General features: G+C 69.2%; 12 protein-coding genes. 9 read left to right on the forward strand and 3 right to left on the reverse strand.

Translation table 11 applies throughout. The annotated features are described in order from the left end of the window. Positions 1–110: 110 nt before the first annotated feature. Positions 111–2,507 carry a PQQ-dependent sugar dehydrogenase gene (locus tag AC16DP_RS51885; protein ID WP_329732258.1) on the forward strand — a complete coding sequence of 799 codons (2,397 nt, stop codon included), beginning with the start codon at positions 111–113 and terminating at the stop codon, positions 2,505–2,507. A 62-nt stretch (positions 2,508–2,569) separates the two neighbouring features. Here AC16DP_RS51885 and AC16DP_RS51890 read toward each other — a convergent pair whose 3' ends face one another. After that, positions 2,570–4,711: an alpha-amylase family glycosyl hydrolase gene (locus AC16DP_RS51890; RefSeq protein WP_329732257.1), complete on the reverse strand. Its 2,142-nt coding sequence runs from the start codon at positions 4,709–4,711 to the stop codon at positions 2,570–2,572. A gap of 291 nt (positions 4,712–5,002) precedes the next feature. Here AC16DP_RS51890 and AC16DP_RS51895 point away from each other — a divergent pair, with 291 nt between their 5' ends. The 4 genes from AC16DP_RS51895 to AC16DP_RS51910 all read left to right on the forward strand — a co-directional run bounded on the left by AC16DP_RS51895 (position 5,003) and on the right by AC16DP_RS51910 (position 12,410). Beyond that, positions 5,003–5,773 carry a M35 family metallo-endopeptidase gene (locus tag AC16DP_RS51895; RefSeq protein ID WP_329732256.1) on the forward strand — a complete coding sequence of 257 codons (771 nt, stop codon included), beginning with the start codon at positions 5,003–5,005 and terminating at the stop codon, positions 5,771–5,773. Between the two features lie 135 nt (positions 5,774–5,908). After that, positions 5,909–9,043 carry a TonB-dependent receptor gene (locus AC16DP_RS51900; RefSeq protein ID WP_329732255.1) on the forward strand — a complete coding sequence of 1,045 codons (3,135 nt, stop codon included), beginning with the start codon at positions 5,909–5,911 and terminating at the stop codon, positions 9,041–9,043. Between the two features lie 28 nt (positions 9,044–9,071). Then, the gene (locus AC16DP_RS51905) at positions 9,072–9,758 is read left to right on the forward strand and encodes a hypothetical protein (protein ID WP_329732254.1); all 687 of its coding nucleotides are present in this window, start codon (positions 9,072–9,074) and stop codon (positions 9,756–9,758) included. 141 nt (positions 9,759–9,899) lie between these two features. Beyond that, a complete protein-coding gene (locus tag AC16DP_RS51910; RefSeq protein WP_329732253.1) occupies positions 9,900–12,410 on the forward strand; it encodes an Ig-like domain-containing protein in 2,511 nt (836 codons plus the stop codon). A gap of 62 nt (positions 12,411–12,472) precedes the next feature. Here AC16DP_RS51910 and AC16DP_RS51915 read toward each other — a convergent pair whose 3' ends face one another. Beyond that, positions 12,473–14,365 (reverse strand): hypothetical protein, encoded by a 1,893-nt coding sequence (locus AC16DP_RS51915; RefSeq protein WP_329732252.1) that lies wholly within the window; start codon positions 14,363–14,365, stop codon positions 12,473–12,475. Between the two features lie 317 nt (positions 14,366–14,682). Between AC16DP_RS51915 and AC16DP_RS51920 the strand changes: the two genes are divergently transcribed. The 3 genes from AC16DP_RS51920 (at position 14,683) to AC16DP_RS51930 (ending at position 20,984) form a co-directional block, all read left to right on the forward strand. Then, positions 14,683–18,687, forward strand: a complete 4,005-nt coding sequence (locus AC16DP_RS51920) for an nSTAND1 domain-containing NTPase (protein ID WP_483957132.1) — start codon at positions 14,683–14,685, stop codon at positions 18,685–18,687. Positions 18,688–18,787: 100 nt separating this feature from the next. Continuing rightward, a complete protein-coding gene (locus AC16DP_RS51925; RefSeq protein WP_329732250.1) occupies positions 18,788–19,585 on the forward strand; it encodes an energy transducer TonB in 798 nt (265 codons plus the stop codon). 25 nt (positions 19,586–19,610) lie between these two features. Beyond that, entirely contained in the window at positions 19,611–20,984 is a 1,374-nt protein-coding gene (locus tag AC16DP_RS51930; RefSeq protein ID WP_329732249.1) for an SET domain-containing protein, read from the forward strand. Positions 20,985–20,987: 3 nt separating this feature from the next. Here AC16DP_RS51930 and AC16DP_RS51935 read toward each other — a convergent pair whose 3' ends face one another. After that, positions 20,988–22,553, reverse strand: coding sequence for a serine/threonine protein kinase (locus AC16DP_RS51935; RefSeq protein WP_329732248.1), 1,566 nt, complete (start codon positions 22,551–22,553; stop codon positions 20,988–20,990). Between the two features lie 284 nt (positions 22,554–22,837). Here AC16DP_RS51935 and AC16DP_RS51940 point away from each other — a divergent pair. Beyond that, a partial coding sequence (locus AC16DP_RS51940) for a tetratricopeptide repeat protein (protein WP_483957133.1) occupies positions 22,838–23,976 on the forward strand: 1,139 nt, incomplete at its 3' end.

Genomic DNA, 23,976 nt, shown 5'->3' on the forward strand with positions numbered 1-23,976 from the left:
CAGCTTTCCGAGCCCCCTGCGAAGGAGCTGACATGGCAAGACCTTGTTCATCACGCGGGTTCATCCCGTGCGCGGCGTTCCTCGTGCCGTGGTTGGGATGGATTCTGCTGGTGTCGACACCTGCACGCGGCGCGAGCCCGGTCCTGCCGGGTGGATTCTCCGACGAGGTCTTCATCTCGGGGCTGGAGGTGCCCACGGCCTTCGTGCCCCTGCCCGATGGCCGGTTCCTCATCACGGAGAAGGAGGGAGTGGTACGGATTCATGAGAATGGCGTGCTCCTGCCCACGCCCCTGCTCGACATCCGGGAGCGGGTGAATTCCACCCATGATCGTGGGCTGATGAGCCTGGCGGTGGACCCGGAGTTCGCGGCGAACGGGTTCATCTATCTCCTCTACACCTACGATGACGACGCCTGGGACGACTTCGAGCCCAAGGTGGGACGGCTGGCGCGGTACACGGTGGTGGGCAACACCGCCTCGCCCACCAGCGAGGTCATCCTGTTGGGCACCCAGGTGGCCGCCTCCTGCAATGACCTCCCCGCGGGGTCGGACTGCATTCCCTCCGACAGCCCCTCGCACAGCATCGGCCACCTCGAGTTCGCCCCGGACGGCACGCTCTTCGTCACCCTGGGGGATGGGGCCGAATTCTCATTCGTCGACGACAACGCCCTGCGAGCGCAGGACCTCGATTCGCTCGCGGGCAAGCTCCTGCACATCACCCGCTTCGGAGAGGGATTGCCCACCAATCCGTTCTGGACGGGAGAAGCCCGGGCCAATCGCTCGAAGGTCTTCAGCTACGGGCTGCGCAATGCCTACCGCTTCCACCTGCGTCCGGACACGGGCCGGCCCTACCTGGGAGACGTGGGCTGGGGCCAGTACGAGGAGCTCAACGTCGCCACGCCAGGGGCCAACTTCGGCTGGCCGTGTTACGAGGGCCCCGAGCCCCAGGGAGGCTACGCGCCCAAACCGGCCTGCCAGGCGCTCTACGCCCGGGGCGCCTCCGCGGTGAAGCCACCGCTGTACTTCTGGAGCCACAACGGTGGAAGCGCGTGTGCCACCGCCGGGTTCTTCTATACGGGCACGGACTACCCCTCCGCCTACTGGGGCGCCTTCTTCTTCGGAGACTACGTCCAGAGCTGGTTGCGCACCCTGCGCGTGGACGAGAACGACGACCTGGTTCCTGGCAGCGTGACCTTCTTCGCCGATGCCCACACTCCGGCCGCCATCAGCCCGGGACCGGGCGGAGACGTCTACTACGTGGCCATCGCCGAGGGGCAGGTGCGCCGCATCCGCTACACGGCGGGGAACACGCCTCCCACGGTGGTGGCCTCGGCGGCTCCGAGCAACGGGTATGCGCCGCTGCTCGTGCGGTTCTCGAGCGAGGGGACCGGAGACCCGGATGGAGATCTGCTCGAGTACAGCTGGGACTTCGGGGATGGCACGGGCTCGAACCTGGCCCATCCGGAACACACGTACACCGCCAACGGGGACTACACCGCCCGGCTGACCGTGAGCGACAGACGCGGCGGCACCCGCTCGGCGAGCGTGGCCATCGTCGTGGGCAACCTGGCGCCTGTCGTGACCATCACCTCGCCCGCGCACGGCTCCTCGTTCAAGGTGGGGGACGTCATCACCTGGTCGGGCGAGGCGAGCGATGCCGAGGATGGAAGGCTTCCCGCGGACAGGCTCTCGTGGATCGTCACGTTGCACCACTGCATCCAGGGGACGTGCCATGCCCACCCGTACAGCGCCTCCACGGGCGCCAGTGGGAGCCTCCTCATTCCGGACCACGGAGACGAGTTCTACTTCGATCTCACGCTGTCGGCCTCCGACTCGGGGGGCCTGACGGCCAGGCACACGGTGAGCATCTACCCCCGGACGGTGCAGCTGACACTGGAGACGGTCCCCTCCGGCCTGAGGGTGCTCCTCAACGGGCAGAGCGGAACGGCCCCGCTGACACGCACGGCCGTCGCCGGCTCGCGCAATACCGTGAGCGCGCCCTCGCCACAGGAGCCCTATGAGTTTCAGGGCTGGTCGGACGGAGGGGCGCTGGAGCATCAGGTCGAGGCGGGTGAGACGAGCGCCACGTACACGGCCACGTTCGCCCGGCCCGTGCCGGCCGAGTGTCCGGAGGGACAATTCCGGGCGGAGTACTTCAACAACCCCTGGCTCGGCGGCGAGCCCGTGATGGTGCGCTGCGAGCCGGCTCCCCTCTCCTACGACTGGGGCCTGGACAGCCCCGCGCCAGAGGTCGCGGCGGATCACTTCTCGGTGCGTTGGACGGGCTGGTTCTCGCTCAACTATGGAACGTACCGCTTCACCGCGCGGGCGGATGATGGGGTCCGCGTGGATGTGGACGGCTCCCGCGTCATCGATGCCTGGCGGGATCAGGGTCCCACGACGTACAGCGGGCTCATCTTCCTGTGGAAGGGCCGCCACCGGGTGATCATGGAGTACTACGAGAACGGTGGCGGCGCGGTGTCCCAGCTCGGCTGGCGCCGGCTGTGAGGGGAAGGCGGAGGAGGGCTCGCGCCGGGCCCTCCCCCGCCCCGGCCTTCCACGTCAGTGCGTCACTCGCACCTGCTCACCATCATCTCGCCGCCGTTGAGGGTGGCGTTGATGCGGAAGCTGAACACGTAGTCACCGGCTTCCGGAATGGCGATGGAGGACTCGGTGCCATTGCCCGCGGCGACCGCCAGGGTCTGCTCCGTGGCGATCACCACCGCGGCGGAACTCTTCACCGCGAACTCCTTCGACCAATCCGCGCTGGCGAACTTGAAGGTGTAGGCGGTGGGCACCGGCTCACGGACCACCACCTGGTAGAGATTGTTTCCCTTGTAGACGAAACGGCGGCTGGCCGGCGTCGCGCCGAAGTTCTCTCCACCGGCATAGCTGCCACGGATGAACATCTCCTTGTTGAGGGGCCCCAGGCCCTCGACGGCCGGAGTGTTGCAGCCGGCCAGCGGTCCCTCGCCCGAGAGATCACTGCCCTCGCCCACCTGCGGGCCCTCGGCCGTCGGCGAGACGATCTCGAAGAACCTGGCTTCGAACGGCTTCAGCCGGAGCTCGTAGTTGCCACCGGAGCCCACCACCTCGGCCCCATCCAGCAACCCGGCGAGCGCCCCGGCACTGCCAATGGCCGCTCCCGCCACGGTGATCACCGCCGGGTCCGCCTTCGTGTTCAACACATACAGGATGTGGTCGGTGCCCTTGTCCTTGCGATCGATGTAGACGTTCGTGTCCGAGAAGATGTGCGTGCGGCTGCCATTGGCCAACGCCGGGTGGGCATCGCGCAAGGCCATCAGCGCGGCCACGTGGCTCTTCAGGCTGGCCTGCTCGGCCGAGAGCACCGCGGGCGCGCCGCCGACGGTGGACGGAACACCTTCCACGATGGCGGCGGTGCGGGAGACATGGTCATCGCAGCGCCCGTTGACGGCACACGTCGCGTTGCTTTCACGGGCCGAGAACCCCGGCAGCTCCTGGCCGATCTCATCGCCGTAGTAGAGGGTGATGGGACCGCTGTACGAGGCCATGAAGCTGAAGGCGGCCTTGTGGCGCGCCCAGTACGCCTCGCTCGTGGGGTCCGCCAGGGTTCCGCGCTGGAGCAGATCGCCGAAGCGGACCACGTCATGGTTGGTCAGCATCAGGTTCGGCATGGCATGCGCGGGGTAGGCCAGCTGGCTCAGGTAACCCGTATGGAGATTGCTCGCCGCGCGGTTGCCCGTGCCACTCTCCTCGACGGCGAGCGTCTGCACCAGGCTGTAGCGCACGGGGAAATCGAACACGGACAGCAGTCCGGGGCTCGCGGTGGTGCCATAACCCTGGCTGGAGATCTCCCCCGCGCTCCGCCAGATCTCCCCCACCATGTAGCCGAGCGGATGGACCGTCTGGCCGGCCTGGTTGGTGTAGCTCGTGCTGGCCGCGGCGTCGGCGACGGCGGCGCGAAGGTCATCCCAATACTGCACCGGGACCTGATAGGCCTGATCCAGACGCCAGCCGTCGATCTGGTACTCGGTCACCCAGTGCGCGGCGACCTCCTTGAAGAACTCGAGGTCGTCCGGATAGACGGCGGACCGCCCGGTGTCTCCCTGGGAGCCACCGGTGGTGGAGACCTTGCGGCCCATGGGCGAGGCGTAGTCCTGGGCGTTGATCTTGTAATGGCCGAACACGCCATCGAGAAACACATACATCCCCCGGGCATGGGCGGCGGCCACCAGCTCCTTCAGCTTGTCATGGGTGCCGAAGTGGGGGTCGACGTTGAAGTAGTCCGAGGCGAAGTAGCCGGTGGCATCGAGACGATCGGCCCAGTCGTTCTGGCCGGCCACGCGTACGCTCTTGAAGATCGGGGTGAGCCAGACGGCGTTCACGCCGGTCGATTGGATGTAATCGAGGCTGTTGATGATTCCCTGCAGGTCTCCCTTGTGGGGGCTGGTGCCATAGCCGGTGTTGTAATTCGCGGTGCTGTCGCCATCGACGAAGGCCTCGACCATGATCTGATACAGGCGCAGGCCACACTCGGCCTCGCCGTTGCCCTTGAAGCAGGCCAGACGGCTGTCGGCCCGGGCCGCCGCGGTATTGACCGTCACCCTGTAGGCCGCGGGCTCGGGGGCGGGCGGTTGGGGCTCGGGCTCCCCTCCTCCGCCATTGCCGCCACGGCAGGAGGAGAGGACACCGGCCATCGCCAGTGCGAGAAGAGAGGGACGCCACTGCATGAGGGAAGCTCCTGGGGTTGTGGTCCTTGGGTCGTTGGATGCGCTCATGGCGCGCGACCGTAGGCCACAGTCGTTGGGGGAGCAAACATCCCTGGGCACCCCCACCTCCCCTGGGACCCCAGCTCCTTGGCCTGGCAATCAATGGCCTGGCAATCAATGGACTCCCAATCAATCACTGGCATCCATGGATGCTGATTTCCGCGAGAAGCCGCGGTGCGCGGAATCCATTTTTGTGCTAGAGAAAACGATTGACCGGGTTGGCAAGGGTACCGCGGCCCCCACATCAAGCGCATGGCGCCGCGCGCGGAGGACTTCATCGTCCTGCAGCCGGGCGAGAGCGTGTCCGGCACCGCCGCCCTCTCCGGTCTGTATGATCTGCGCGAGACCGGCAACTACACCATCCGCTTCGCCGCGCAGTCGCTCAGCCACCACAACGTGGTGCTCACCCGCGCCGCCCAGCTCGACTCCAACGCCGTGAGCCTGTTCATCGAGGGCCGCCCCAACGCCGAGCCCGGGCTCCAGGCGCTCGGCACCGTGTCCGCCCTGGGCGTGACGGCGGCGAGCAACTGCTCGAGCACCCGCGCCTCGGCCATCTCCACCGCGTTCAGCTCCGCCACCACCTACGCGAACAACACCTCGAGCTACCTCAACAGCATCTCCTCGGGGACCTCGCGCTACACCACCTGGTTCGGTGCCTACTCCAGCACCAACCTGTCCACGGCGCGCAGCCACTTCACCAACATCAAGAACGCGTTCGCCTCCGCGGCCGTCGTGGTGGACTGCAGCTGCACGGACACGGGCACCTACGCGTACGTGTACCCGGCCTCTCCGTACAAGATCTACGTGTGCGGCGCCTTCTGGAACGCCCCCAACACGGGCACGGACTCCAAGGCGGGCACCCTGGTGCACGAGATGAGCCACTTCAACGTGGTGGCCGCCACGGATGACTGGGCCTACGGCCAGAGCGCCGCCAAGAGCCTGGCCTCCTCCAGCCCCACCAAGGCCTTGGACAACGCGGACAACCACGAGTACATCGCGGAGAACAACCCCGCCCTGCCGTAGCCCGCCAGGCGGCGCGCGTCATCACGAAGGTCGGCGAGTCAACCCCACGGTCTGCCGTGGGGGTGATGGATGCCCGCCCCCGAATGGCGCTACTGAGGCTCTTCCTCCATCCACCTCTCCGGGGGGGAAGAGCCCATGCACGTCTCCCATCAGGCCGTCCGGACCGTCGCCTCCAGGAGCCTGGCGCTGCTCACCTGTCTGGTGGGAGGCATGGCCCTGGCCCAGGGGACGTCGGTGCTGTTCGGCACCATCCTCGACGCCTCGACGCGGCAGCCCGTCCCGGACGTGGTGGTGACGGCCCGCTCTCCCAGTCTCCAGGGGGAGCAGGTGGCCGTCACCGATGCCTCCGGCCAGTACCGCCTCCCGCAGCTGCCCTCCGGCCGGTACACGCTGAGCTTCGACAAGGACACGTACCGGCCCTTCTCGCGCGGCGATGTCACCCTCCGGCTGGGCTACTCGGTGCGCGTGAACGTGGAGCTGCTCCCCGACTCGGCCTTGAGCGAGGAGATCCTCGTGGTGGGGCGCGCGCCCACCATCGACGTGGGCTCCACCTCCACCGGGCTGAACGTCAACACGGAGCTGCTGCGCAACATCGTCGTCGTGGCGCCAGGCGGAAAGAACGCGGCGGCGCGCTCCTTCGAGTCCGTGGCGGAGCTGGCGCCCGGTGCGAACGCGGACCCCTACGGGACCTCCCTCAGTGGCGCCACCTCCCCGGAGAACCAGTACCTCATCGATGGCATCTCGGTGAACGATCCCAGCACCGGCGTCAACGGCACACCGCTGAGCATCGAGTTCGTCCAGGAGGTGAACGTCCTCTCCGGTGGCTACCTGCCCGAGTTCGGCCGCGCCACGGGAGGCGTGGTCGACGTGGTGACGAAGTCCGGCTCCAACGCGTTCCACGGCTCCGTGTTCGGCAACTACACGCCGGGGACGTTCGCCACGGGGGGCAGGGAGATCCGCCAGGAGGTGGGCGCGATCTCCGGCCGGGAGTCCCTGTGGAACCTGGGAGACCTTGGCATCGAGCTGGGCGGTCCCCTCCTCCGGGACAAGCTCTGGTTCTACGTGGGCGTGGCGCCCTCGTTCACCCGGTACCAGCTCGAGCGCAACCTCAACGTGCGGGTGCTCGACGAGAACGGGGAGACGCTGCAAGACGAGGAGGGCTTCACGCGGACGCGGCGCATCGAGGGGACGCAGCGGAACTTCTTCGCGGACCAGCGAGCCCTCCAATACATCGGGAAGCTGACGTTCCTGGCGAGCCAGAACCACACCGTGACGCTCTCGGTGTTGGGCACCCCCGGCTCCTCGGGCGGCCCGGGGCGCTTCTCCTTCCTCGCGGACAACGGTGCCCCGGAAGTCACCGTCATCCAGGGGGCGCCCGAGGCCCTGAGCACCCAGCGCTTCAGGAACGGTCTGGACGTGGGACTCAAGACGTCCTCCTCGTTCTTCAACAAGCACCTGCTCCTGGACGTCACGCTGGGCTGGCACCACCAGGAGAGCGCCATCCGTGCCTCGGATGGCTCGCGGGCGGGCAGCAGGCAGGGGCTGTCGGAGCTCCCCCAGGTCAGCTGGGAACGGCGCAGCCCCTACGAGCACGCCCTCCAGGATTTCGAGCCGCTGCCAGACCCATCCGTCTGTGGCACCACCCCGGAGGAGGCAGCGCAGCTCTGCCCGGTCTTCGGCTACGTCACCGGCGGCCCGGGCGCCCTGGAGGAGCGGACGCTGGACCGCTACCAGGGACGGCTCGTCGGAACTTTGCTGGGGCGGGCCGCGGGTCAGCATGTGCTCAAGGCGGGCCTGGATGCCGAATGGACGCGCTACGACCACCTCCGGGCGGTGAGCGGCGGAAGTCTGATGTTCGAGTCGGAGGAAGGCGCCTACTTCGAGGACGACACCCAGTACGGCTACCTGCTCGGCCCCGATCAGGCGCGCCTCCTCCGCTCCTATCGAGCCCTCTCCAGGTCCAACACCCTGGGTGCCTTCGTGCAGGACAGTTGGAGCGTGCTCGACCTGGCCACCTTCAACCTGGGCGTGCGCTATGACACCCAGTGGCTGCGGGGAAGCAACGAGCTGGCGCTGGTGCTCGCCCACCAGTGGTCACCCCGGCTGGGCCTCATCGTCGACCCCACCCGCTCCGGCCGCTCCCGGCTGTACGCCAGCTACGCGCGCTATTTCGAGACGCTCCCGCTGAACCTCATCGACAACGCCTTCCCGGGCGCGCCCCAGGTGCTCTCACGCAAGAGCGCGGAGGTCTGCCGTCCCCTGGAGCCAGCGGCCAGGGAGGCGTGTTCCTCGGACCTCGCGCGGCTGCCCTACCAGGTGGACATGTCGCCCCTGGACCCCAGCCGGCTGTGGCGGGTGGAGGGGGCGAACAGCCCCCTCGTGGACCCGGACATCCAGCCTCAATCCACCACGGAGTGGGTCGCCGGTGCGGATTACGAGCTCTTCCCCTCCTTCCGCATCGGCCTCTCCTATACGCACCGCTCCCTCGACAAGGTCGTGGAGAGCATGAGCCGGGACGAGGCGGGGACGTTCCTCATCGGCAATCCGGGATATGGCCTGGGGCAGGACTTCGAGAAGGCCACGCGGACGTACGACGCGGCAACCCTCCTCCTCCAGCGCACCTTCGCCGAGCAGTGGCTGTTCCAGGCGAGCTACACGCTCTCCTTCCTGCGCGGCAACTACGAGGGCCTGTTCCTCAGCGAAACCGGTGAGCTGAACCCCAACAACAACACCGACTTCGATTCTCCCTCGCTGTCCATCAACCGCCAGGGCCCGCTGCCGGCGGACCGCACGCACCAGTTCCAGGTGTTCGCCGCCCGGGAGTTCGTGTTCGGACCGGACCTGGGCATCCAGCTCGGCCTCTCCTATTTCGGCGGCTCGGGAACGCCCTACAGCCATCTCGGCTCGCACGAGGTGTTCGGCGGAGGCCAGGTCTTCATCCTCCCCCGCGGCTCCGCCGGACGCCTGCCCTGGCTCCACCGGATCGACAGCCGTCTGGCCATTTCCTACAGGTTGACGAGAACCCTGACGGCCTCGGCGGGCGTGGATGTGTTCAACCTCTTCAACTTCCAGGCGGTCACCGCCTATGACGAGCAGTACACGCTCCAGGACGTCCGCCCCCTCCCGAACGGGACGCGGGAGGATCTGCCGGAGCTGAGGCGCACGAATGGCGATCCGCTCGAGCCAGGAGAGCTCAACCCGAACTTCGGCAAGCCCGTCAGCTACCAGTTGCCTCGTTCCTTCCGGTTCAGCGCCCGGCTGTCCTTCTGATGTGGCCAGCGGTTGTCAGGAGATTCCCATGACCCGGCATTTCCCGAGCAAGCGCCTCCTGCTTCTGACGGCGGCCTCCGCCCTCGCCGCATCCTGTGACACGCGGCAGCCCTCCCTCGGCTGCCAGGTCCAGGGAGTCGACTGGGTGGCCACCTACAAACCCGTGGGCACCAGTACCTGCCCCGAGCTCCCGGGCGAGAGCCTCGGACTCCAGGCCTATACCCGGTCCACGGGAGAACGGCTCCTGGCCCTCAAACCGCAGACGCTCAATGACATGGATGCAACGGATGAGCTGGATCCCGAGCACCCGCCCTACTCGCTCGGCGTGCTGCCGGCGGAGGCGGATGCGGAGGGCTTCTGCACCATCCCCTCCCTCTCGGTCGCGGAGAAGCATGTCCCGGAGGATCCGGAGCAGGGGCTTCCCGCGGATGCCCTCTATCGTTGGAGCAACGTCCGGATCGTGACGCGGCCCGAGGTGCCGGGGACGCAATTGATCGCGGACCTGGAGTACACGGCGGATGGCTGCACCGCCCGGTACGAGGCCTGGGCCATGTGGCCCGGGGACCTCGACTGCGCGGACGCGGACGCCCCCGACACACCAGACGAAAGCCTTTGCCAACAATCCGAGAGGATTCCCCCCCGTTTCGCCGTCACCTGCGACCCCGTCCTGCTTCGCTGCGTCCCGGCACGGCGTCCGCCTTCTACCCACCCGTAGCATCCCCCTGCACTGACTGGGAAACCCGCTTCCCCAGAATCCACCCCGGGGAGCATGGAGTGTGTCGTCGCCACTCCTCTCCGTGCCATGGCACGTGCGCTGCTGACGAAGCCTCATCCATTCCAACCTTGGGAGGAAGCGATGAGGCAGCAAGTCATTCAGTGGATGCTCGCGGCATGCGTGCTGGCGGGCTGTGGCGGTGCGGTGGAAGATCTGGCGGGAAGCGAGGAGACACTCGCACCGGCCGAAAGGGAGGACCCGGCGCCCGTTCGATACGGGCCCCAGGTCATCGCGCCCACCCACCAGGATCTCTCGGAGCCGTTGCGAGACCTCCCCGTGCCGCCCGCGAAGCCGCACGTGAACAGACCGCGCCTGCGCCGCCCTTTCCGCCAGTCGTGGCATCCCCCTCCCCCCTTCGAGGATCCCATCATCCAGCGCCACCCCGGCGCCTGGAAGATCCCCGAGCTCCTGCTGGAGGTGGAGGGCATGGGCCAGGGCTTCGCCGGGCCCGATGGCCCCTTCACGGTGGAGCGCTTTCCAGCGGATCCCGCCGGGGATGTGGGACCCGAGCACTACATGCAGATCGTCAACTCCAGCATCTCCGTGTTCGACAAAGGCGGGCGCGTCGTGTTCGGGCCCGTGCCCACCCGGATGCTGTGGTACGGCTTCGGGGGTCCCTGCGCCGACCCCCTCCGTGATGACGACAGCCGGGATGGAGATGGCGTGATCCGGTACGATCACCTGGCCGACCGCTGGGTCGTCACCCAGTTCATCCTCGAGCCCAATATCAACCGCTACCACGAATGCGTGGCGGTGTCGGAGACGGGAGATCCCACCGGCCGCTACCACCGGTATGCCTTCAGGTTCGAGGCCCCCAATGACTACCCGAAGCTGGGGCTCTGGCCGGACGCCTATTACATGACGTTCAACATGGAGGTACGGGCAGACCTCACCATCGCGCGGGTCTGCGCCCTGGACCGGGCCCGCATGCTGGTGGGTGATGCGGCCGCCACGCTGCAATGCTTCGACACGGATTCCTTCGGGCTGCTTCCAGCCGACCTGGATGGACCGAGGCCGCCGCCCGCGGGCTCCCCCCACTTCACCTTCGGGCTGGGCGAGGACTCCACCCTGGAGATGTGGAAGTTCCACGTGGACTGGGACGAGCCGGCCCGCAGCAGCTTCACCGGTCCCCACCCCATCTCGGTGGTGCCCTTCACGCCCCTGCTCTGCGAGGAAGGCGGCGAGCAGACGACCCGCTGCGTGCCCCAGCGAGGCGACGGGGCGCCCGCGTTGGACTCCCTGGGGGACGTGTTGATGAACCGCGCGCCCTACCGCAACTTCGGCGGCCACCAGTCCGTGCTCCTCACCCACTCCGTCTGGGCGGACGAGGATCGCGGCGGCATGCGCTGGTACGAGCTCCGCCACCCGGAGTCTCCCATCGTGTACCAGCAGGGAACCTACGCACCGGATTCGCACTACCGCTGGATGGGCAGCATCGCCTCGGACGGGATGGGCAACATCGCCCTGGGGTACTCCATCTCCAGCAGCAAGCTCTACCCCTCCATCCGCTACACCGTCCGGCGGGCCTCGGATCCCCTGGGGAAGATGGGCGGCGAGAAGACCCTGGCACGGGGCCACGCCTCCTTCGTGCTGAACAACTGGGGAGACTACAGCTCCATGAACGTCGATCCGGTGGATGGCTGCACCTTCTGGTACACGAACATGTACCTGAACGCACCGGAGGCCGTACCGGAGTCAGCCAGAAGAGAGGAAGAGGAGGACATGTTCAACCTCGACTGGAGCACGCGCATCGGTTCGTTCCGGATGCCGGGGTGTGATCTGCTGGCGCCCACGGTGACCCTCCTCTCGCCGGGCAACGGCGCCACGGTGAGGGGCGAGGTGGAGGTGCTCGCCCTGGTGAAGGACGACGTGGGCGTCATCCGGGTGGTGCTCTCCGTGGACGGGCGGCCGGTGGACACCGACAAGTACGCGCCGTACCGCTTCGAGTGGGACAGCACGAAAGTGCCCGACGGCCGCCATGAGCTGCTCCTCCAGGCCTACGACGCGGCCGGCAACGTGGGCCAGGCCTCGGTGACGGTCATCGTCGCCAATGAGGTGTGTGGCACCACCGCGCAGCTCCTGGCCAACCCGGGCTTCGAGGATGGCCCCACGGGCTGGCGGGCCACGGCCGGCGTCATCAGCCACATCACCAGCCCCACCCTGCCGGCCCATACGGGCGCCTGGCGGGCCTGGCTGGGCGGCTACGGCAAGCGCCACCGCGACACCCTCTCCCAGGAGCTCTCCATTCCCGAGGGAGCCTGCGGCGCCGAGCTGACCTTCTGGCTGCGCGTCCACACCACCGAGACGGCCTCCAGCGCGCGGGACACCCTGACGGTGCGGCTGCTCGACCCCCGCGGCCGCACGGTGGCCACCCTGGCCCGCTATAGCAACCTCGATGCGGGCCCGGACTACACGCAGCGGAGCTTCGACCTGAGCGCCTTCCGCGGGCGCACCCTCCGCATCGTGTTCGAGAGCGACGAGGATGCCTCGAGTGCCACCGGCTTCCTCATCGACGATGCCGGGGTGAACGTGCGGGTCCGCTCGACGCTCGTGAAGCTCGGAGAGAGCAGCGGGGCCTCCGCCCGGCCGTGAGGAACGCAGCTCCCGGGGAGCCGGCGCTGGAAGAGTCCCGCGCCGGCTCTCCGTCTTCCCTTTCAGGGATAGGGAGGGCACCTGACCGCCTGCGAGCTGTTGCTGGCACAGCCCGGCAGCTGGAAGGATCTGATATGGGTACGCCAGAACGACTGGATGCTCCGTCCCCTCGTGTATTGCGCCGTGTACCAGAAGGTGCAGCCGTCCGGGTCGACGTTCAGGGTGCTGGAGGTCGACCAGTTCGGGAATTCCTGGCGATCCCCTCCCAGTTTGAGCTCCTTCTCCACCCGGGCCATCGTCCCCCGCGTCGCCCTGGGTCCCGTCGCATCACAGCTCGTCGTGCGGCCGGTATAGAAGAGGGAGGGAGGACGATCCCTGCCGGTCACGGTGTAGGCCAGGGCGATGTTGCCTGCCTTGTCGAAGGCAATGCTGCCCAACCACCGGTAGCCATCATCCGGCGCATAGGTGCCGTATTGATAGGGTTGACTCGCGGGCCAGTCCTGGGGAGCCGCGGGCAACCGGATCTCGTACCAGCGCAGGGCACTGCCCCGGGTGGAGTCACCGGGCCTGTTGATGGCATGGGTGAGGAGCACGGCCTGATGGTCACCGAAGTTGCGGTAGGGCGCGCGGCCCGACAGCTTGTACTCCAGCGGATTGAGCCTCACGCTGGAAGACTCCCGATTCCTCGTGGCGTCCCACGGCTTCACCTCGAATTCCATCTGGAAGCGCTCCACCCGGAGCTCGTGGGGGCCGATGAGCGTGCTGGCGTGGCGCGGCTCCGGCGCGTTCCAGTCCACGAACACCTTCCAGACCCCCAGCCGGTTGAAGAAGTCATAGGTCCTGGACGTCATGGGGACCCGGGGCCGCGTCTGGCGCAGGGAGAAGACATGGAGCGGTGCGCCCACGGGTGGCGCCTCGGAGTCCCCGGGCGTCGCGCCCATGTCCAGATCGGCCGCCAGCAGATCCTGGTAGTGTTTGACATGGGCGTCCAGATTGAAACACAACATCCTGGCGGACCTGCCCTCCAGCATCTTCGCCTGCTCCATGGCGCAAATCCTCGCGCGGCGCGGGTGGATCTCGCCGTCGGCGCCAACCGAGGACATGGTGGTCGTCAGGTAATAGGCATCCCTCCACACACTGAGCTTCGGGAAGGCGTTGAACCCCTCGAACGTGGCGACATACCGGAAGTACGAGCCGGTGGGGTTGGACGTCTGCGACACCGCCACGCATTGGTAGTGCCTGTCCCGGTTCGCCCACGAGGCCTGGACGTCGGGCGCCAGGTCCGCCGTCGAGACGGTTTCGATGCGCGTGCGTGCCGCGGCGCGCACCGTGCCACGGTAGGTGATGATCCACCGCTTGTTCAGGGAGTCATAGCGAACCGTCCCGTCGGTCAGCGAAGGTCCTTCGCAAGGAGTTCCAGCCCACAACCGCTGGGCGGGCAGAGGCCCCGCGATGATGCCCCCGCGCCGTTTGTCGAACACGGCGATGGTGTCGTTGACGGCCTGAACGTAGTAGTCGGAATCGACATCACCGGAAGGAGCCGGTTGCTCATGGAGGGAACTGAAAGATGAAAAGTCCCTTCCCAGACCCGGGAAGCCGGGGCCTCGCAAATCGTCCAGGTCCAGTCTGTTGAGCTCACTCTTGGGCAACGTCGCGAGGGTGCCAGGCGTGCGGCGCGGCCTCGGGATGTTGAGGATGCGGATGGGCCTTCTGCCCGCGTTCGGCCCTCTGCGCACCTCACTCAGTGGAGTGGGCGAGAGGCCATGCCCGTCGAAGGGGATGGCGAAGGCATCGCGCTGCTCCACGGGGACGTGCATCGCGGTCACCGGATCATCCGGATCGTCCGGCATCCCCCCTTCCGCGACGTCCTCCACGTCCTCCACCCACTCCTCGCCCCCGCAGCCCGCCAGGACACAGGCCACGACCAGTCCACAACGAATGAGGGACTTCCGCATGCGCTTCTCCTCTCCGTGGTCCAACGAGCCACCACGGAGAGCAGCCGGTGTGCCATGACGCCATCACCCAGGCGGGGACAGCGGTCTCGCGCCCGGGGGCAGGGATGAGGAACCCGCGTTCCACCTTCCATGATTTTCCGGGAATACATGAGGAGGTACAACAACCTGGGAGTGCATTCCCTGACAGAGCCACACGCCGGGAATGTCACAAATGGGCCGGGCGCAGTCCCTTCCTGAGGGAAGGTGTGCCTACCTTGAAGCATGAGGGGCACCGGCCGAGCGCCTCCCGGGAAGAGCGAGCGCGATGAGGATGGAGGATGTTCGATGTATTCCTTTCCCATAACAGCCAGGACAAGGCGGCGGTCGAGCTCCTGGCGGAGCGGCTGAGGTCCGAGGCCGGGCTGCGTCCCTTCCTGGACACCTGGAACCTGGTGCCGGGCACGAGGTGGCAACCCTCTCTGGAAGACGCGCTGGAGAAGAGCCAGTCGGTGGCCGTCTTCTTCGGGCCCTCGGGCGTCGCGCCCTGGCACAACGAGGAGGTGCGGGTCGCGCTGGCCAACGCGGTGAGGACCCGGGATGAGTACCGCGTCATCCCCGTGCTCCTTCCCGGTGCGAGAGCCGAGGAGGTGACGGGCTTCCTGGCCCAGCGCACCTGGGTGGACTTCCGGGCGGGGCTGGAGGATGCCGCCGCATTCACCCGGCTGGTGGCGGGCATCAAGGGCCAGGCCCCCAAGCAGGACACCTTCCAGCTCCCCGACGAGCCCGCTCCCTACCGGGGCCTGCTGCCCTTCGGCAAGCGGCACGCCCGGTTCTTCTTCGGACGCGAGCAGGAGATAGAGACGGTGCTCGCCAAACTGAGACACTCGCCCTTCCTCGCGGTGGTGGGGGCCTCGGGGGTGGGCAAGTCCTCCCTGGTGCTCGGCGGTGTCCTCCCCCGCCTCGAGGCCTCTGGCCTGGGGGACGACACCCCGCTGCGCCTCCGGACGATGACTCCGGGAGGCCGTCCCCTCCGGGCCCTCGCGGACCAGATCGCGACACTGGGGCCGCCCGAGGCCCGCCTGGCCACCGCCGATGCGATCCACGAGCGCCTGGGCTCGGAGCGCGATGCCTTCAGGACCGCGGTGTGCACCCTGACGGCCGACCAACCCGGCACCTTCCTGCTCGTGGTGGATCAGCTCGAGGAGCTCTTCACCTATTCCGCGGACGGAAGCCTCTCGAAGTCCGCGACGGCCTTCCTCGAGAACCTGCGGGATGCCGTCGAGCACGGAGGCGGCGCCCTCCGCGTCATCATCACCCTGCGCGCGGACTTCTTCGAGCGCTGCCTGCGCATCCCCACGCTGCGGCTCCTGCTGCAGGATCGCGAGGTGTTGCTGGGGAGCATGGGGCCGGAGGCCCTGCGGGATGCCATCATCCGGCCCGCGCAGGCCGTGGGGGCCTTCCTGGAGAAGGGGCTGGTGAGCGCCATCCTGAAGGACGTGTCCCAGGAGCCCGGCTCGCTGCCCCTGCTCGAGCATGCGCTGTATGAGCTGTGGCGGGCGCGCAGCGGCGCCTGGTTGACCCTGTCCGCCTACGAGGCGAGTGGCGGTGTGGCGGGAGCGCTCCAGCGGCGCGCGCAGGCCTGCTACGAGGGGCTGAGCCCCCTGCAACGGGAGATCGCCCGGAGGCTCTTCCTGCGGCTGACGACGCTGGGCGAGGGCACTCCGGACACGCGGCGGCGCATCCTGTACAGCGAGCTGAGCTTCCCCGGGATGCCCGCCACCGAGGTGGAGCATGTGCTCCAGGCGCTCTCGGGCCCCGAGGCCCGGCTCATCGTCGTCCACGAGAACACCGTGGAGGTGGCGCACGAGATCCTCATCCAGACGTGGACCACCCTGCGCGGGTGGCTGGACGAGAACCGCCGGGAGCTGAGCATCCACCGCCGGCTGACGGAGGCGGCCAACGAGTGGACGGAGCACCAGCGGGACGCCAGCTACCTGTACACCGGCTCCCGCCTGCTGGAAGCCGAGGAGTGCTTCTCGGGACGGCCCGAGCCGTTGAACGAGCGCGAGCGGGAGTTCCTGGATGCGAGCGTGGAGCACCGCGACGAGGAGCGGCGCGCGGAGGAGCGCCGGCGTCAGGCGGAGCTCGAACACTCGCAGCAACTCGCCCGGGTGGCGGAGGCGGGCAGGCGGGCCGAGGCGGCACGGGCCCAGGTGGCCCGCAGGGCGACGCGGAGATTGCGCGTGCTGGCCCTGGTGCTCACCCTGGGCTCGGTGGGCATCTTCTCCTTCTGGAGGGAGGCGCGGCAGGAGCGGGATGAGTCCCTCTCGCGCGAGCTGACGGCCAATGCATTGCTGGAGCTCAAGGAGGAGCCGCAGCGCAGCCTGCTCCTCATCCAGCAGGCGTACCGCATCGCTCCGACGGAGCAGGTGGCGAGGGCCCTGTCCGCGTGGGAGCTCGAGCCGGCCCTGCTGGTGCTCCGGGACACCACCAACCTCGTCAGCCGCGCCGGGTTCCACCCCGATGGCACACGCATCATCCTGTCCAACAGCGAGGGGACGGTGCGCATCTGGGACGTGGCCTCCGGAAGGCCCCTGGTCACCTTGAGGAGACACACCCGCCCGGTGGGAAGCGCCCGGTTCGACCCCGACGGCTCCCGCGCCGTCACCGCCAGCCAGGATGGCACGGCACGCATCTGGGACGTGGCCTCGGGCAGACCCCTCGTCACCCTCGAGGGGCATACGGATGCGGTCTGGGATGCCCGGTTCAGCCCGGACGGCCAGCGCCTCATCACCGTGAGCCGTGACGGCACGGTGCGCACCTGGGATGCGGCCTCGGGCAGGCCGCTCCACATCCTCGCGAGGCGTCCCGAGGAGGTGGGGTTCGCCCTGTTCAGCCCCGACAGCACACGCGCCGTCACCGCCAGCAACGATGGCACCGTGCGCGTGCTCGACGTGGCCTCCGGCAGGCTCCTCACCACCCTGTCGGGACACCGCGCGGAGGTGTGGGAGGCCCGGTACAACCCGGCGGGCACGCGCATCGTCACCGCCAGCGCGGATGGCACCGCGCGCCTGTGGAACGCGGACTCCGGCAGGCTCCTCGCCACCCTCGTGGGGCACACCGGCGCGGTGCAGGGCGCCACCTTCAGCCCGGATGGCACGCGCATCGTCACCGCCAGCGAGGATGGCACCGCGCGCGTGTGGAGCGCGGACTCCGGCAGGCTCCTCACCACCCTCGTGGGGCACACCGGCCCCGTGGTGGAGGCGGGTTTCCGCCCGGATGGGGCGCGCATCGTCACCGCCAGCGAGGATGGCACCGCGCGCATCTGGGATGTGGCTTCCGGATTGCTGCTCACCACCCTCTCGGGGCACACCGACGCGTTGCAGGGCGCCACCTTCAGTCCGGATGGCACGCGCGTCGCGACCTCCAGTCTCGATGGCACGGCGCGCCTCTGGAATGCCTCGGGGAAGGTCTCCACCACCCTGCCCGGCACCGCGGCGGACTTCAATGCCGAGGGGACGCTCGCCGTCACCACCGGAGATGATGGAACGGCCCGCCTCTGGGATACGGACTCGGGCAGGCTCCTCCTGTCCCTCTCGGGGCATACCGGCGCCGTGCTGGGCGCGACCTTCAGCCCCAATGGCTCGCGTATCGCCACCACCAGCGATGATGGGACGGCTCGCCTCTGGGACGTGGCCACCGGCAGGCTCCTCGCCACCTTCTCGGGCCACACCGGAGAGGTGTGGTCCGCCAACTTCAGCCCCGACGGCGCCCGCGTCGCCACGGCCAGCACGGACGGGACGGCACGCCTGTGGGACGCGGCCTCGGGCAGGCCCCTCGTCACCCTCTCGGGCCACACCAGCCTGGTGTCGGATGCGAGCTTCAGCCCCGACGGCGCCCGCGTCGCCACGGCCAGCATGGACGGAACGGCACGCCTGTGGGACGCGGCCTCGGGCAGGCTCCTCGTCACCCTCTCGGGCCACACCACCGGCCCGGTGGAGGAGGCCCGGTTCAGCGCCGACGGCATGCGCGTCATCACCACCCACCAGGAGGACACCCCCTGTCTCTGGGACGCGGCGTCCGGTCAGCTCCTCGCCAGGCCCTTCGGGGAGGCCAGCCTGCTCCGGGGAGCCATCCTCAGCCCCGATGGCTCGCGGCTCTTCACCCGCAATGGCAACGGCACCATCCGCATCTGGACGCACCGGCTGTGGGAGCCCCTCGAGACGCAGCTCTCGAGCTGGAGCGCCGGGCGGGACCTGACGTGCGAGGAGCACGTGCTCTACCTGCACGAGAAGCGCGACTGCCCCCCCGCGGAAGCGCGAGCCAGTGGCTCCACCCGGTGACCCGGGCGCTCACCTCCTCGAGGAGCAGGCGCTGGCCACGAGGCTCACGACATGACGCGCGGGCCTCCATCTTGTGACGGGTCCCTCTCGAGTGAAAGGCATGTTCGATTCTGTCCAGGGCCGTGGGCAGAGCCCCAGGTCTCGCATCGTCCTGAGCGTCCTGCTCTCGCTCGTCCTGCATGCCGGCGTGTTGCTCCTCGTGTTCAGGTCCCTCACGCGGCCGCCCCCACCCCAGCAGGAGGTGCTGCGGGTGTCGCTCCTCCCAACCTCGGGGCCGCCCATGGCCGCCCCTCCTCCTCCGCCTGCCACCGTGGCGCACGGGACGACGCCCCCCCATCAGCCGGGAGGGAAGAAACCAGACGCCATCGTCCGGCCCAGGAGCCGCCCCCAGGAGCCACGGCTCCCCGAGGGAGAGCCCAAGCCGGACGCCGGGAAGGAAGAGAGCCCCGGGGAGATGGCGCACGGAGGAGCGGGTGAGGCGGGCAACGAGGCGATGGGCGGCGTGGTCGGAGGCGTGGTCGGAGGCATGGTGGGGGGCGCGGTGGGCGGTGTGCCCGGTGGCCAGGTGGGCGGTGTACCCGGTGGTCAGGTGGGCGGTACGGGAACGGGCGTGCTGCCATTCAGCACGGGAATGACCCGCCCGAGGAAGCTCTCGGGTCCGAAGCCCGAGTACACCCGCGAGGCGCTCGCGGCCCGCGTCGAGGGGGTGATGATCGTCAGGTGTGTCATCACGCTCGAGGGCAGGGTCGAGCAGTGCCGCGTCCTCAGGTCCCTGCCGTACATGGAGCAGGCCGTGCTGGATGCCCTCTACGCCCAGCGCTACCAGCCGGTGACGTCCCAGGGCCACCCCATCGCGGTGGACTACACCTTCAACATCCGCCTGAGCCTGCCCCGCTAGAGGGCGGGTGTTACATTCGGTGCCGATGAGCCTCGCCCCTCCATCTGCCGCCCCCGCACTGTCTGAACTGAGAACCTCCCCCGAGGACTCGGACCAGAAGCTCGCCGCCCTGCTGCGCTGGCTCGAGGACGGCGGCGCCCGCTTTCCCAAGCTGCACATCGTCCGGCAGGAGAACGGCGAGCGCTCCGTGCTCGCCCGGGCCGACATCTCCAAGGGAGAGGCCGTCCTCCAGGTGCCTCGCAGCCACCTCCTCACCCTCGAGGCCGCCAAGAGCTCCGACATCGGGCGCCTCATCCAATCCCACGTCAATCCGGACAACGAGGAGCTCTACCTGGCCTCCGCGCTCCTCCAGGAGAAGCACCGGCCCGGCTCCTTCTGGAAGCCCTACGTGGACACCCTGCCCGAGGCCTTCCCCCACGTCCCCCTCTTCTACAGTGAGTCCGAGCGCGCCCTGCTCGAGGGCTCCTTCCTGCTCACGCTGCTGGAGTTCCAGCACTACACGCTCCGGCAGGACCATGCCCTGCTGTGCCAGAAGGTCCCCGGCTACGAGCGCTTCTCCTTCGAGGAGTTCGTCTGGGCCCGGCTCTCCGTCTCCTCCCGTAACTTCGGCCTCAAGGTGGGCGGCCTCCAGGGGCGAGCCCTCGTCCCGCTGGCGGACATGCTCAACCACCGCCGGCCTCCCGACGTTCTGTGGGACACCTCGGCCGATGGCCAGTTCTTCGTGATGACCGCCCAGAACGCCGTGGCCACCGGCCTCGAGATCCACGACAGCTACGGCGCCAAGAGCAATGATCTGCTCCTGCTCCACTTCGGCTTCGTGGCCGAGAACAACGAGCAGGACGAGGTCTTCCTCTCCCTGGGTCTCCCCGAGGGCGCCGCGCTGGCCTCCGGCAAGCAGAAGCTGCTCGGGCTCTCGTCCCCCACCGCGCGCCAGCCCTTCAAGGTGCCGCTCCAGTACGAGCACGCGTCCACCCAGCGGATGTTCTCCTTCCTGCGCGTGGCCTGCGCGGCGCCCCTCGAGCTGCCCAGACTCGCCCCCCGGCTGTTGACGGGCCTGGGCTCCCTCAAGCCGCTGGGCGTGGCCAACGAGGAGCGCGTCCTGCGCGCCCTGGCCGCCGCCTGCGAGGCCCGGCTCGCCGCCTTCGACACCTCCTTCGAGGAGGACGAGCGGCTGCTCCGCGAGGAGACGCTCGCCCACAACGCCCGCAGCTGCATCCTCCTGCGGCGCGAGGAGAAGCGGATGCTGCGCGCCTGGCTCGAGCTGACCCGCGCCAGCCTGGAACTGCTGCGCATGCCTCGCGCGGAGCTGGAACGGCTCGCCGGGCTCCCCCAGTCACCCTGGGGCTGGTTCGATCGCTACGTCCGCGAGGCCGTGCTGGAGCTCGTCCGCCGCGCGTAGACGTCATCGCGCGGCCGCGCCTCCCACGAACACCGAGGGCAGCATGGCGCTCACCCCCAGCTCGGCGGAGAGCGCCTCCAGGGCCCCCGGGGACAGCCGTGGATCCTGCCGCAGCTGACCGAGCACCCGGGCCGACTCCACCACCCCGGGGCTGGCGCTCCGCACCTGGGCGACGAAGGCCGCGGCACACAACAGAGCCCTCGCGACGCGCCCCGCGGGAGGCGAGGAGTCGTGCCCCGCGAGCAGCACGGCGGACAGCACGTCCCCCAGCTCCGGGAACCCCTCCACCAGGCGGAGCACCCGCTCCCGCGAGGGCAGGACGAAGCGCCGGGGCTCCTCCAACCGCGCCGCGAGCACGAGCGTCCGGGCCGCCATGACGGCCAGCGCCTCCTCGCCGCAGCCTCCGCCCAGCCACGTCACACAGCGGCGGGTGAGCCGGACCAGCAGGGGCGCCATCTCCGCGCCCCCTCCCACCAGCTTCAACGCCTCGTCGAGCAGCCGTGCCTGCAGCTCCTGCGGCGTCACCGGGCGCTGTGTCCGGGGCGTCTCCCGCATCTCGTCCGGTGCCTCGTCCGGCGGCTCTTCCGAAGTCTCCTCGAGCGCCGCATCCGGAGGCGGAGGCGGGCCCACGGGGTACAGGGGCAGGGCCTCCAATCGCGGCGGCATGCGATCGGCCAGGGAGAGCTCCTCGCCCTGCCCGTCTCCCCCCACCTCGAGAAACGAGCGGTGCGCGGGGAACAGGCGCCCGAAGAGGCTGGCGATGTCCAGATGATCCACGCCGAGCTGGCGCTCCTCGAGGAAGGCCCGCAGGGTGTCCGCGAAGGCACGCGCCGAGCCGAAGCGGGCCTCGGGATCCGCGGCGAGGGCCTGGAGCAGCACGGTCCAGAGCGAGGGCGGGCACCCGGGCAGCGGCTCCAGGGCGCGCTCGTCGAAGGCACCGATGTGACGGAGGGCCTGGGGCGGCGGGCCCGCGAAGAGCGGCCGTCCCGCGAGCAGCTCGTAGAGGATCAACCCGAGCCGGAAGACATCCCCGCGCGCATCCGCGGGGCGGCCCCGGGCCTGCTCGGGCGTGAGGTAGGGCGGATTGCTCCGGGAGGCCCCCCCGGTGTCCACCAGCTTCACCTCGCCCCCCCGGGAGATCCACACGTGGCTGGGATGCAGGCCCCGGTGGCGGGCGCGCGCCTGGTGGAGGCTGTCGAGCCCCTCGGCCACCTGCAGCACGATGAAGCACATCTCGCGCAGGCCTATCACCATCCCCCGCGCCCGCGCCGCGAGCACCGCGCCCAGCTGCTCCCCGTCCACGAGCTCCAGCACCCGGCAGGGCAGCTCCCCGCTCAGGCCCGCGTCGAGCACCCGCACGACATTCGCATGCCCGGGCCCGGTGGCCCGCGCCGGGCCCAGGAAGAGCTCCACGAAGGAGGCATCCCGGGCGAAGCCGGGCAACAGCCGCTCCAGGATGACGGGCGAGACGGCCGGTGACTCCAGAGTCCCGGGCCCCGGGCTCCGGGCGAGGAAGGCCTCGGCCACGGGGTTCACCGCCAGTCTCCGGATGATGCGATAGGTACCCACGAGCGCCCCCGGCGTCCCGCCACCACCCGCGTGCCTGGCCCGGCTCCCCTTCGGAACCGGCCAGCCCGGGCCTCGCCTGGAAGCTAGGAAGCCCCCCCGCTCCGGCACCCCTCCTCACGGTACGGGTTGCCAGCCATGCAGCGAACGCTGGCTCGCCCTCCGAGCCTTCGAGCCGGGCAAAATTCCAAGAAAGTCGGGAACTTGAGGGGCTTCCGAGCACGTGGTACGACCTCGGAAGGCGTGCGACTTTTCGCCTTGATTCCCCTCACGGAGCCGGTTTCCCCATGAGCGAGCGCAACGATCTGCCGAGGATGCCCTCCTCGACGTCTCCCGGTGTGTCCTCCCCCGGTGTCCCCGTGGGCACCGTCAGCCTGGGAGGCTCCCCGACCCGTCCGGTCGCCACCGAGGCCCTCGCCTCCAACCTGGCCACGCTCCCCGCGGCCTCCACCAGCCCCGAGCAGGACGCCCGCGAGCGCATCGCCACCCTGGAGCGCGAGGCGCGGGCGCTCGGCAACGAGCCCCAGGCCGCCCTGCTCTTCCATGAGATCGGCCGCCTCTACGAGGATCCCCTCAAGAACCCGCGCAACGCCGCCATGGCCTACAACCAGGCCTACCGGCTCGCGCCCCGGTTCCTCGCCAACCTCCGCGCCGCGCGCCGGCTCTTCGCCGACGTGGGCAACTGGCAGATGGCCGTCCAGCTGCTCGAGGCCGAGCTGAACGCCACCGAGACTCCCGGTGATCGCGCCACGCTCCTCTTCGAGAAGGGCACCCTGCTCGAGGAGCGCCTGTCGCGCGAGGCCGACGCCACCGACGCCTTCCACCAGTGTCTGGAGCTGCGGCCCCAGGATCCCTCGCTGCTCACCCAGCTCGAGGCCATCTATGCCGCGCGCAATGATCATGCCTCGCTCGTGGAGGTGTACCGGCTGCTGGCCGCCGCGCTGGAGACGCCCTCGCTGCGCGCCCACTACCTCACCGCCGCGGGCCTGGTGCTCGAGGAGCGCCTGAAGCGTCCCAGCGAGGCCGCCGCCTGCTTCCGCGAGGCCTTCACCCTGGACCGCACGGACCTGCTCCTGCTCAACGCCCTCAAGCGCGTGGCCCTGCGCGAGGGCCGTGCCGAGGAGCTGCTCGAGGTGCTCACCGCCGAGGCCGAGGTGCTCGGGCCCCAGGGCGCCCCCGCATGGCTGCAGCTGTGCAAGATGTACGAGCGGCTCGGGCGCAAGGAGGAGGCGCTGGCCGCGCTGCTCGACGCGCGCCGCGTGAGCCCCAACGAGTCCCTCATCCTCGCCGCGCTCGCCAACATCTACGAGACGCGCCAGCGCTTCGAGGAGCTCGCCGACGTGCTGCTCGCCTGGGTGGGCTGCATCAACGACGAGAGCGAGCTGGTGGCCATCAACCTGCGCCTGGCGGCCCTCTACGAGGAGGA

The sequence above is a fragment of the Archangium sp. genome, assembly GCF_057119385.1.